Consider the following 12,482-nt stretch of genomic DNA (forward strand, 5'->3'; position numbering starts at 1 on the left):
ACACTAACTATTACAATCGTAAAGATTTGACCGAGATGGACGGGAGACAATGATGGATCAACCGTTATATGGAATATGGATTGGAGACGTATTTTTTTGTTTTTCCGGTGAAATGTCGGAACCCAAAGTGGATGCATGGATGAAAGTAATGCGCAGAATGGAACTGCCTGCAGGGCGGCGTCCGTTTGCCCAATCGGGACTTCGTCTGGCCGAACTGAAGTCGGGTCCGGTCAGTGCCGCTTCCAAAGAGACATTTTCACGCCGGGCAGGCCGCAACAAAAGGCTGCCGGGACGTATGGTAGAAGGACTGGCACTCTCCGCCGAGCAGGCGTACGATCTGCTGCTCGAATGGGATGAGAAGCTGGTAGCCCGTCAGGGAATTCAGGCTGGTGCAGAGATGCGGTACTGGCATATTGCTGCGAAATTCGCCGAAAAGCTGCTGCGTGAAGGCAAGATTCTGCCGGATAGCCGCGTCATTGCCGGTACCGGCAGACGCAGTTCACAAGCGTCACTGCGCGGTGTATGGAAGCCGCTGCTGACAGGCGAAGACCGTGAGATGTTCGCACGTCTGGCGGAGTCGATTCCGATGATCGGATTGTCTGCCCTGTCACTGTTTGCAGCCGGAGAACCTGCCGGCATTTCCCAGGCAAAAGCAGAGGTGCTGTATTCGTTCCTGGTAGCAATGATGGATGCGGAAGTCCGCCGGATGTTCCGTGATGCCGGCTATGGCAAGTTCCGTGCGTATCAGGCGAATTACCGCCGGGGTTCTTCCCCGCATGCACATCTCTGGTGGAACAGCATGTTCGATGCTACGGCAGAACTGGCTGTTCAGGGAACGGCAGAAGACATGGCAGAGCTGGAAGAAGAGATTCGTGATCATAATGGTGCAGAAGTTCCTCTCCCCGAGGCAGGTGTTCTGGAAGAGCGTATTGGCGAGCTGGGACTCGTCGTTCGTCTGGAACCTCCGCTGGAGAACCGGGAATCCAAAGCTGTAGAGATGCCATCGGATATGCTGCCGCAGTGGCGGATGTCTTTCTGGGCGACCGATGAGTCCGATCCTGCAGTGCTGCTGCCAGCGGCGATGCTATGGAAGCAGCCGGAGACCCGTATGGTTGTGCGCGGCCGGACGTATGAGCATGTGCAACAGCGCCTATTGATGCAGCTTGGGCGCGCTGCGGAGTGTTCATCCATTGTATCGTTGTTTATTCGCACCGCAAGTCCGGTAGGCGGGATGATGGAAGCAGGCGATGTGTATGCTTTCCTCAAGGAAGATATTCCTCGTCTGCGCAAAGCCGGCATTACGGTACAGATACCGTCCCGCTGGACACGCGAAGGCAAAAAGCGCGCAGGACTGAAGCTGAAGGTGAAATCACCCCAGCCGCAGGAAAACCGCAGTTCCAGTGAAAATACCCGCCTGGGCATGGAGCAGATGGTATCCTTTGAACCACAGGCTGTGCTGGATGGGAGAACGTTGACTGCTGCGGAAATGGCCGAGATTGTCAAAAATGGAGTGCCGATTATTCCGCTTGATGGCGGCTGGATCGAAGTGGATCTGAATGAGATCAAACAGGTGCTGCGTTTTATCCGCCGTCATGAAGAAGGCGAGATTTCCTTTAATGAACTGATGCATATCTATGCCGAAGAAGAGGATGCACTCTGGAACGGGCTGCATATTTTCGAAATCGAGACCAATCCGATGCTAACGAACCTGATGGAAGGCAGCGGATGGCGGGATGTAGAGAAACGAACGGTACCCGAGGGACTGCATGGTACACTGCGTCCTTATCAGGAGCGGGGATTCCAGTGGCTGGCCACAATGCGGGATCTGGGATTTGGTGCGTGTCTGGCGGATGATATGGGTCTGGGTAAAACCGTCCAGGTCATTACCTGTATGCTGGATCAGCCGGTGACAGCGCCAAGACTGATTGTCTGCCCGACCTCACTGCTCGGCAACTGGCAGCGTGAGTTGGAACGCTTCGCACCGGAGATGCAGTTGTACATTCACCATGGTAGTCGTCGTCCACGCGGCGAGGAATTTGCCGCAGAAGCCCGATCGCATGATATCGTGTTGACCACGTATCACCTGGCTGGACGGGATGGAGAAGATCTGCGCCAGATTGAATGGTCATCGATCATACTCGATGAAGCGCAGTATATCAAAAACTACCGGACCAAGCAGGCGCAGAGCGTTATGAAGCTGAATGCGCCGCACCGGATTGCCATGACGGGTACCCCGGTAGAGAACCGTCTGAGTGAACTATGGTCTATTTTCCAATTTCTTAATCCAGGTTATCTGGGAACGGCATCTTCGTTCCGGCATAACTACAATACAGGCGCAGGTCCTGAAATGGAGAACAAGCTGACTACACTTCGCAAGCTCGTATCTCCATTCATGCTGCGCCGTCTTAAAAGCGATCCGGATATCCGGCGCGATCTGCCGGACAAGATCGAGCTGAAGTCGTACTGCTACATGACCGTGGAGCAGGCAGGCATGTATCAGAGCGTCGTCTCCGACATGCTGGGACGCATGAGCAATACCGAAGGTATTACCCGCAAAGGGATTGTGCTGTCTTCACTGACCAAGCTCAAGCAAATCTGTGATCATCCATATTTGCTGCATAATACGGGCAAAGGAGACACAGGCAAGCAGGAACGCTCCGGCAAAATGGCGCGTCTGATCGAACTGCTCGATATGATTCGTGACAGCGGAGAAGCAGCGCTTGTATTTACCCAATATGTCGAAATGGGTGAGCTGCTGACAGCGCGTCTGAGCAAGCATTATGGCCAGGAGCCATTCTTCCTGCATGGCGGCGTCAGTAAATCGAACCGTGACGATATGATTAGTCTATTCCAACAGGGCGAAGGTCCTCCGCTGTTCGTGCTGTCGCTCAAAGCTGGCGGTGTCGGACTGAATCTGACCCGTGCCAACCATGTTATTCACTATGACCGCTGGTGGAATCCGGCGGTTGAGAACCAGGCGACTGACCGGGTCTTCCGAATCGGACAGCAGCGCAATGTACAAGTACACAAGCTAATCTGTCAGGGAACTCTGGAAGAGCGGATCGATGAATTGATCGAAAGCAAGAAATCACTGGCCGAGCAGGTCGTGGGTGCAGGTGAACAGTGGCTGACCGAGATGTCGGATGAAGAACTGAAGCAGCTGGTCTCCCTGCAATCGGCAGAATGGGGGGCTGACGAATGAGTACACAGGAATGGATTGTCCAGGACTGCCGCATTGCAGAGGGCATGATTCATGGAACCATCCAGCGTTCCGGTGATGCAAAAGAGTCTGCCGAACCGGTAGAGATTCCGATTCAGCCGCCTTCTGCGCAGGAACAACGTCATCTGCTGAACAGCCTTAGTGCTTCGGCACAAAAGGTATATTTATTGCTACGGGATGTATTGCGTGAAGAAGCTGGCGAGAACGAGAACGGATCATCATCGGTCAGTTCTTCGCTTCTGTCCGCGATTGGACTGGAATATGTACATGAACTGCCGGCAGATGCGACGGTAGCCGAAGTGCTGTCTGCCTGCACACCTTATCTGCATACAAGCGAGGGTTTGTCTGCTTACTACGCAACCGGAGCTGATGTGCAGATCGAGGAACAACAGATACAGACACTGCTTGCTCACGCTTGGGAGCAGCTGCATCATCAACCGCTGCTCGCCTGGCATTTGTCTGGCTGGAGTACGGAGAAGCTGCTGCGTGAAATTTGGCAGCAGTGGGGACAACAACTGCCTGCACCTGCCGAATGGAATATCTCCGAGCAGGAAGATGAGGCTGCAGCTACATTATCCGATGAACCAAGCCTGGGCAGTCTGCTGGCCGAATCTGCGGCAGCAGGTACACTGCATCAGCTGGGTGAAGGTTTGACCGAAGTTGAAGAATATTTACAAAATGCCAATAAAAGCTGGCAGCAACAATTAAAGAAAAACGCTACACTGGTTGTATATACGCCATCTCCCGATGAGGAGACGATGCCGGATCTGCAGACATTGCTGCCTGAAGTTAAAGGCGCCATGGATGGATATGAGGAAGTACGCCGTAAAGTAGCTGACCGTATCAGACAGCGTCATGTATCCCGGCAGAGCAAAAAATAAGGATCACCGTATGGAGCCGGTAGGTAGAACCGGCTCTGTTTTCTTCCCGATGGAGGCAGTGAGCAAAGGAGATTTATCATGATGGATAAGCAAAAACGAACAGGATGGAAAGTAATGATTCCGGCAGGTGTACTGGTGTCCGGTCTGCTGTTGGCAGGCTGCGGAGCAGCAGATAGTGGTAACGATTCAGCTGCTGCTCCCCAGACAGACGCATCGAAACCAGCAGCTCAAGGAACCACAACTGGCGAGACCAACGGGAGTACAGGTGGTAATACTGCTGCTCCAGGCGACAACACGGCAGCTCAACCGTCGGCAACCAGCAGTGAGCAGACAGGCGCTTCTACGGACAGTAGTACCGATCTGGCCGCGCAGCGTGAAGAGAGTTCCCTGCAATCCACGATTAAAAAGGTAGATGGCAAGGATGTAGTAACTAATCCGGAATCCATGACCGTGATCGTGAACAAGGATCGCTATCTGCCGGAAGGTTACGAGCCGCCGGATCTGGTCGTTCCCGATGTTGCTTTTTCCTATGATGGTGTACTGGAGAAGAGCCATATGCGTAAGGAAGCTGCTGAAGCACTGGAAGAGCTCTTCAAAGCTTCCAAGTCTGATGGACTGGATCTGCGCGCCGTATCCGGCTATCGTTCCTACAAACGTCAGGTCACCATCTACAATAACAATGTAGCTACCAAAGGCAAAGCGTATACCGACCGTGTCAGCGCAAGCCCCGGTACCAGTGAGCATCAGACCGGTCTGGCTATTGATGTATCCGGCCCTGGTATCGGATACGGACTGGAACAGAGCTTTGGCAAAACCGCCGAAGGTAAATGGTTGAAGCAGCATGCCGCAGAATACGGATTCGTGATTCGTTACAAAAAAGGCGCCGATGCCATCACTGGATACACATGGGAGCCGTGGCATATCCGCTATATCGGCAAAGAGCTGGCACAAGACGTGGCCGCCAAGGATCTGACGCTGGAAGAATATTTTGACCAGGACAAGATCAAGCAGTAAACTAAAACGACGCAAGCCTATCTGGCACACTCAGATTTACTCCATAAATGAATTCAGCTTTTCATGAAATAAGCGATAGTAATCCTACTTTATTCTGAGGCTGGTATGGTGATCTGCATTTATCTTCAGAGCAAAGGGGGAACATTCATGAACCATCGGCGGTTTTTGACGATACTTGCCGCTTTCGTGCTGCTGGAAACGACAGGATGCACATTCAGTCCGGCTCCATCTCCGGATGATTCGTCTTCACCAGCCCATTCGTCAGCTGCGCCACTGGTTCAGGAAGGGCCTATTCGTCTGTATGCGAGTCAGAACAGCGATGGGGTCTATCATCACATAACCGTTGAAGATGAAAAAACCGGCAGAAGCCGGGGCTATGATTGGCAGACTGTCAGCAGTCCCGGTTATGAACCGCTGGTCTATCAGACCGATCTTAATGAAGATGGTGAAGCAGAAGCGGTGGTAATAACGACCCGGGGATACGGAACAGGGACGTATATTACCGAACCGCATATTGTAGACTGGAACAGTACCCGTGAGCTGGACGTGCAAGACCCGCTGGACTATACACGTGATCAGGTATCCTTTTCCATCTTGCATCAAGAAGGCAAACAGATTGTGCAAGCACGTGTTCCCGGACAGCCAGCTGTAGCGCTGCCCGTCAATACGTCCCATTCGGCAGAACTGCCGCAGTTCGGTTCGGTGATCCGCTATTATGTGGATGATCATAACAAGCTGAATGCCGAAGTCGCGGCCCAGATGTCCGATGGTGTAGCGGTCGGTACCGTCATCCTGCAGTACGGCTGGCAGACAGGTGCTCTGCGAGTCGAAGATATTAAGCTGGAAGCGGTAGCTTCCTGATTGAAGCCGATAATGGAAACACAAAAAACTGCCTGCTGAATAAGATCAGCGGCAGTTTTTTTGTGTTTTATCGAGCATTATTCTATGGGATTATTCTTACTGGATTTGTCGATATTATTGAAATGCTTCCAGCAAAAAGCGTGAAGGCGGTACGGTTTTGCCATGATGCATGACAGGTGACGAAATATACAGCTCATGCTTGGCACGGGTGACAGCAACGTAGGCGATTCGGCGTTCTTCCTCGAGCGCTGCCTGCATCAGCTTGCCCTCGGGATCGGGTCCGGTAACACCCTGTCCGGCTTTGACATCTTCGGGAGCTTCTTCCTGCAGGGCAGCTTTGTGAGGTAGGATGCCTTCCGAAGCGCCAAGCAGATAGACACACGGGAATTCCAGTCCTTTGGCCCGGTGAACCGTCATCAGATGCACGCCTTCCGGGGCTTCCTGCTTCATCAGCTCCAGCATTTGCTCTCGCTTGGCAGACAGTTCATCAGCAAATTTGACCATTTCTTCCACCGTGCCAAATTTGCCGGCTGCACTTTCCAGCTCATCGAGTGTCTCGCGGATATTATCTTTATGACGTGTAGCCGGTCCGCTAAAGTCTGCACTGGCGAATTTGTCATAAAAGACGCGGCGAATCTCGCGAATCGCGTACAGTGGCTTCATTTCCTTGATTTTCTTCAGGAATACGATCCGGTCCTTGACCTGCTGCCGCTGGAATGATTGGAGCCGCTCCCAGTGAAACAGGTGGATCAGCGGATATTTTTTGGCCTGCTTCTGTTCCTGGCTCATAATATGCTCTATACCGGCATCGCGTGAGATATAGAGCGGCCCGATCACGCCCGGCAGTGCATCCATGCGCCGTGAATTGACAGATAGCCGCAGATGATCCATAACCGGCCGGATTAGTGCATGATCGTAGAATACTGGCGCTTCTCCGTACTGGATAAAAGGAATATCTTCCATCAGCAGCCGCTCGGCAATTGCTCGTGTACCGCTGACGGTCCGGTGCAAAATAGCGACATCGCCCAGTGAGCGACCTTCGGTCTGCTGGATTTTGAGCCTTTTCACGATCTCGTCGGCTTCTTCATCGGCATGGGCGGGCCGTATATACAGTGGACTCTGGCCTGCAGATGCCCCAGCTTGCAGCGTTTTGTCATGCCGGGCTTCGTTACGGGCAATCAGCTTGACGCCGAGTCCCAGAATCTGTGGATGACTGCGATAATTAATATCCAGCGCGATAATGCGTGTACCGGGATATTCTTTGGGGAAATCGAGAATATATTCCTGTCTCGCTCCATTAAAGGAATAAATCGTCTGGTCATCATCACCCACCACCATCAGATTACGGTGATTCGCTGCCAGTCGGCGAACCATCTCATATTGAAGCCGGTTCGTATCCTGGAATTCATCGACCATAATATAGCGAAAACGTTCCTGCAGCATCGCCAGTAGATCCGGGTCTTTGAGCAGCTGCTCGGTGCGCAGCAGAATATCATCAAAATCAATTTTGCGATGCTCTTGTTTCCATTCTTCGTAGCGGCACAACAGAGCACAGCGATCACGTTCTTCCGGCGTATCCTTGGGCAGATCATCGGCCGATCCACCTTCCAGCTTGATCGCGGACAAGGTAGCGAGCAGTGTCTCGGGCGGTGTAATACTGGTGGAACCAATTTCACGGCGCAACCGCTGAAGTACAGCATGCTGGGCACGGGCATCACCAAAAATATCTTCCTTGAGATTACCGTAACGGCGCAGCAGTAGCAGACCAAAAGCATGAAAAGTCCGTGCTTCGATAGCACGTGCCGTTCTTACGCTGACACCCGGCAAGGCGGCGATACGTGATTTCATTTCGGCAGCAGCCTTGGTGGTAAAAGTAACCAGCAGAATATGCTGGGGATCGACCTTGCGTACGGATAACAGGTAACCGGCGCGTGCCGTAAGTACGGTTGTTTTGCCGCACCCTGCACCAGCCAGTGTAAGCAGAGGTCCTTCGCCATGACGAACCGCTTCAATCTGCGGCGCATTCAGCAGAATGCCCTGCTGTTCCAATGCACGGAAAAAGGCTGCGTCTTCCGCATCATCGGGAACAAGGGTAATGCTTGTATCGGCAGGAGCCGGTTTGGCGGCCGGCAGCGGGGTATGAACAGGGATACCTTGAGGTCGGAGAGCTTGTTTGGTCATCGTGTCTTTCAACAGGTAATCTTCCTTTCCGGCGTCGCTTTTTTCAAGTGAGGCAGAAATTTGGTATGATAGGGTTGTATCAACCTATATACGGGTACTGTTATGCATATCCTTCTATTATAATGGATGTATAACCGATGAGTAATCCCCAATATGGAACTTCATCAAAAAATGTAATGTAAACAGGTACAACCGTTCACTATAGGTGTACAGTGAGATGGTGGAATTAGAGGAGGAGAACAGTCATGAATTTGTTACAACGGCTGAAAAGCGGTGCCGGGAAAGCAACCGAACGGGCGCAAAATGCAGTGGAAGTGAACCGCATGAACGGCCATATTGTGGATATTGAGCGGGAGATCGGGGTTCATTATCTACGCATGGGTGAAGTTTTTTACGAAGGATACCGCGCTGGCGATATGTCTATTGCCGAAGAAGAGATGACTGAACTGTGCAAGGCATGTGATCTTCTTAATGAAGAAATTGAAGAAATCCGTACACGGATAGCGATACTTAGAAATGAGCGCGTATGCGAATGCGGAGCGGTCGTGGCGCTGGATGCGAATTTCTGCCCGAATTGCGGACGCAAAATGGAAAAACTGGCGATTCCGAGTGAAGATCGGGCAGAATTCCAGCGCGAACGGGATATTATACGCGACGAGCCTGTAGTGTTCCCGACCGATTCGTCGGCACGCGAACAGGAAGAAGAGGAATACGAGCAGGAGGAATTGACGGCAGACGAAGCGGAACGCCGCCGGGCAGCCCGTCTGCGCGAAGAACACGAGCGTCAGGAAGAACTGGATCGCCTCGTTCGCTCTTGGAAGCAGGATCTTGGAATTGAACATGATGAAGAACCGGAAGAAGAAGTGCCTGCTGTCGCTGCAACAGCTGCTCCAAAGCAGCAGAATCCGCTGCAGAGCGAACCGCAGACGGTGCGCCAGGAACCTATCCAAAAGGTAGTTACCGTTACCGAGCCGCTGGAAATGGAAGTCGATGACGATATCGATGCGGATACATTCAGCTGCCAGACATGTGGACAAGTGCTGCAAAAGGGCTCCAAATGGTGCCCGCATTGTGGAACAGAGCAGATATAAGGCAACAGGCAGGCTGATCAAAGCAAGGTGATCAGCCTGTTGTCCCATACATACACATCACTTGGATCAGACTGCAAGCCAACCGGAGAGGATGGAATGCCTGATGGAACAATTACTCAATCATTTGCGTAATCTGGGATTTACCGAGCTAGAAGCCAAAGTGATTATAGCACTGGCACAGCAGGGAACCCAGTCGGGATATGAGGTTGCCAAGCGAATCGGCGTGTCCCGTTCCAATGTATATGCTACTTTGCAGCGTCTGTCGACAAGAGGTGTAGTACAGCTGACACCGGGTGAACCAGCGCGTTACAGTGTACTTCCCGTCAAGGAACTCACCCGCATGATTGCCGGTCAGATCGGTGAGTCGCTCTCTTATCTGGAACAGGCGATGCCCACTCGTATGGAGGAACCGCCTGCTTTTTACAGTGTGGAGGGGGAACGCCGGATTATGGAGATTATGAGCAGGGAGCTGGACCGGGCAGAGGATGAGATTATCGCTGCGATCTGGCAGCAGGAAGCTGCTTGGTTCCGGCCGCAGCTGGAACAGGCGGAGAAGCGCGGTGTACGGGTACTCTGGTCTTTTGAAGATGTGGATGATGAAGCTCATCCTGGTATCCGGCTGCTGCGTGAAGGAACCAGTGGCCGCAAGTTCTGGCTGGTGATCGACCGTCGCTGGTGTATTGTAGGTATGAGAGGAGATAGTATGCCTGCTCAGGCATTGGTCACCGAGCATCCATTGATGGCTGAGCTGCTGCTTCAGCATTTTTCCCAGGAAGTGATCCTGTATGAGATGGAGAATGATCTGGGCGAAGAATTGATCCGGCGTTATGGAAAAGGCTATGGTCGTATTCTGGAGCGTTATCTGCCAGGTCTGCTACCGCTGGAGGAGTAAATCAATACTGAACAGGCATCTTAAAGAGGCAAAAAAATACTCCTTTTTATCCTTTCCGGTTGCTTAAAAGTTAAATAATTCATATTCTTTTAAACGAGTTTCTTCTATTATAATAGGGAGCCGATCAACATGTGGCTGTTCATTGTAAAGGAGAAGTAATCTTCTGCTATTATCTCCGGATCATACGTAGCGGAGAGGACGGAATATTTACAATTCCGTAACACACCACGAATGAAAGGATGATAATCATTATGGAATGCATAGTAAAGTTTGACGTTGTCTATACCGAGGAGACCAAATCTCTGCGAGGACTGGTTTTTGTAGACCGGGATACAATGCCGGGAACCGAACAATTAATCGGAATGTTCAAGGATATGAGCTATCAGGTAGCTGCCGATCCGGCAGATCCTATGCGATTTTTGCCTGCTGGCGGACAGTCCCACTTTGAATATATTCGTATTCGAGAGCTGGATACGGGGGAACAGAAGTATACCGAGGACCGGGACCTTAAGAACCTGTTATCCAATCTTCTGCCTAACCAGAATCGTCCCATCTAAAAAAGTACTGATCCTGCAGGATCAGAAAAATAAGCTGGTAGATGTGTATCAAGTCCAAAACAAAGCGCCCTCTGTTTCCTTTAGCGGAAAAGGGCGCTTTTTTTGCGTGTTTGTGCAATAAGGGGGAATTTGTGCAATGACTTCACAAAAACCAGTATGAATAGAAGGTGGTTTTTTACACTTCGGAGGTACAATGCGAGCAGCGTGTTGCTTTGAGAGCAATCTCGTTGAGGCAGTATGGACATTCTTTGGTCGTTTTCTCCGGTTCCGGTTTGGCATGCTCTTTGCGTTTGAGCATATTAACACCTTTGACGAGGAAAAATACACACATAGCTACGATCAAGAAGTCGATTACCGTATTAATAAACTGTCCATACGCAATAACAGCGGCTCCAGCCTGCTGTGCTTCCGCCAGTGAAGCATATTCCTTGGTACTGGTGCCCGTTATTCTATCCAGATCCCAGAATAGATCGGCAAAGTTTACACCCCCAAGCAGCTTGCCGACAGGAGGCATAATAATATCATTTACCAGGGATGTTACAATTTTACCGAAGGCTGCACCGATGATTACACCTACTGCAAGGTCAATTACATTGCCTCGAACTGCAAATTCCTTGAATTCCTTGATTAAACCCATAGTTCTTAGCTCCTTTTTATCGGAAAACCGGCCAATCTCTCCGAAATAATAGAAAATGTTGTCGTTTCTACGAATATGGAGGATTTCGGCTCTCCTTTTGAATAAATTCAATTTTAGCACAGATTATAAAAAAATCATCTGCTTCCAATCATTTTCATAACAATGCTATATACAGCAAGAAATGAAAACGGATACATGAGTAACACAAATATAGCTAAGCGAATGAATTAACAAATATTACCTGCTTCAGAATTAAAAAACTGTTTAAATTACCAAATAAGCCTTTTTTGATAAAGGACTAGACAAAAAGGCCTGTAAACTTTTTGTAACCAATTAAAACCAAGACTATAGGTGATAAATACGACATTTTCTGTTTCTTAGTGCTCACTACTAAAGATATAGAAAGTCGAAAATTAAATAAATAAAGTTTTATTTTTATCCTAGCGTTCGACATGATTTTTAGATAACCTATTTTATAATTATTCAAAACGAATAAAAAGATACGCGGATTTATAGGAGGGAATTGATGGTGAGAAATCAGCACGTCCTTAATAAGAACTGGATTGAAAAGAAGCATGAGGTCAAAACATTTTTTCACAAACTTGCGGCAGACCCTACGCTCCAGCCTACGCAGACATCGAACACGATCGAACCGCTAACAGAGTTGTTGTCTCTGGCCCAGTATCCTTCAAACCATGAAATTACCTACTACCACGGGATTTACGAGGATAAAACATATCGTCCATTACCAGACAATGGCAAACAAAGCATCAACGTAGCACTGCTGCTCGACATGATCTTCCAGAACATGGGTATGAAATGCAGCGTCGGCGATCTGATGGAACATATAAATAGTGGTGGTACACTGGAAGAATTCATTACAACACAAGGGAATCAATCTATCTGAAAACGAGAAATGTAATCATTTGCGCAAGTAGAGGTGGTTTACAAAGTTTTCATGAAGGATTATAATGAGCGCATAAGTTATTCAAAATGAATAACATTTGGATTTAAATCGAAACCAGTAAGGCAGTGCTGCCAGCTCGCAGATTTTTACGCTGGAGAGGCTGCCATATCGGTTGCGGAAATCACTAACAGATGAACAGGCGCGGAGTGAAACTTGATTCCGTTGTAACCAATCTGTTATA

Annotated in this window: 10 protein-coding genes; 8 read left to right on the forward strand and 2 right to left on the reverse strand. The window is 50.0% G+C overall.

Annotated elements, in window-relative coordinates; translation table 11 throughout:
- The first annotated feature begins 52 nt into the window (after positions 1 to 52).
- The 4 genes from H065_RS0108265 (at position 53) to H065_RS0108280 (ending at position 5,976) form a co-directional block, all read left to right on the forward strand.
- Positions 53 to 3,202, forward strand: a complete 3,150-nt coding sequence (locus tag H065_RS0108265; protein WP_017812569.1) for a DEAD/DEAH box helicase — start codon at positions 53 to 55, stop codon at positions 3,200 to 3,202.
- The gene (locus tag H065_RS0108270) at positions 3,199 to 4,101 is read left to right on the forward strand and encodes a hypothetical protein (protein WP_017812570.1); all 903 of its coding nucleotides are present in this window, start codon (positions 3,199 to 3,201) and stop codon (positions 4,099 to 4,101) included. The genes H065_RS0108265 and H065_RS0108270 overlap by 4 nt, the downstream gene beginning before the upstream one ends.
- 78 nt (positions 4,102 to 4,179) lie before the next feature.
- Positions 4,180 to 5,115: a M15 family metallopeptidase gene (locus H065_RS0108275; protein WP_017812571.1), complete on the forward strand. Its 936-nt coding sequence runs from the start codon at positions 4,180 to 4,182 to the stop codon at positions 5,113 to 5,115.
- A 147-nt stretch (positions 5,116 to 5,262) separates the two neighbouring features.
- Positions 5,263 to 5,976 carry a hypothetical protein gene (locus H065_RS0108280; protein ID WP_017812572.1) on the forward strand — a complete coding sequence of 238 codons (714 nt, stop codon included), beginning with the start codon at positions 5,263 to 5,265 and terminating at the stop codon, positions 5,974 to 5,976.
- 114 nt (positions 5,977 to 6,090) lie between these two features.
- On the opposite strand, the gene H065_RS0108285 is transcribed toward H065_RS0108280, so the two are convergent.
- Positions 6,091 to 8,157 carry an ATP-dependent helicase gene (locus H065_RS0108285; RefSeq protein WP_036629632.1) on the reverse strand — a complete coding sequence of 689 codons (2,067 nt, stop codon included), beginning with the start codon at positions 8,155 to 8,157 and terminating at the stop codon, positions 6,091 to 6,093.
- A 245-nt stretch (positions 8,158 to 8,402) separates the two neighbouring features.
- Between H065_RS0108285 and H065_RS0108290 the strand changes: the two genes are divergently transcribed.
- From H065_RS0108290 to H065_RS0108300, 3 genes are all read left to right on the forward strand, one after another.
- Complete coding sequence (locus H065_RS0108290; RefSeq protein ID WP_017812574.1) at positions 8,403 to 9,248, forward strand: zinc ribbon domain-containing protein; 846 nt, start codon at positions 8,403 to 8,405, stop codon at positions 9,246 to 9,248.
- A 103-nt stretch (positions 9,249 to 9,351) separates the two neighbouring features.
- Positions 9,352 to 10,140, forward strand: a complete 789-nt coding sequence (locus tag H065_RS0108295; protein WP_017812575.1) for a TrmB family transcriptional regulator — start codon at positions 9,352 to 9,354, stop codon at positions 10,138 to 10,140.
- 251 nt (positions 10,141 to 10,391) lie between these two features.
- Entirely contained in the window at positions 10,392 to 10,697 is a 306-nt protein-coding gene (locus H065_RS0108300; RefSeq protein WP_017812576.1) for a hypothetical protein, read from the forward strand.
- Positions 10,698 to 10,872: 175 nt separating this feature from the next.
- Here H065_RS0108300 and mscL read toward each other — a convergent pair whose 3' ends face one another.
- Positions 10,873 to 11,334: a large conductance mechanosensitive channel protein MscL gene (mscL, locus tag H065_RS0108305; protein WP_017812577.1), complete on the reverse strand. Its 462-nt coding sequence runs from the start codon at positions 11,332 to 11,334 to the stop codon at positions 10,873 to 10,875.
- A gap of 526 nt (positions 11,335 to 11,860) precedes the next feature.
- Between mscL and H065_RS0108310 the strand changes: the two genes are divergently transcribed.
- On the forward strand, positions 11,861 to 12,241 hold the full coding sequence (locus H065_RS0108310; protein ID WP_017812578.1) for a hypothetical protein: 381 nt from the start codon (positions 11,861 to 11,863) through the stop codon (positions 12,239 to 12,241).
- Positions 12,242 to 12,482: the final 241 nt, after the last annotated feature.

Origin of the sequence: Paenibacillus shenyangensis, from assembly GCF_000346635.1 — a bacterium.
Classification (GTDB): Bacteria; Bacillota; Bacilli; order Paenibacillales; family Paenibacillaceae; genus Saccharibacillus; species Saccharibacillus dauci.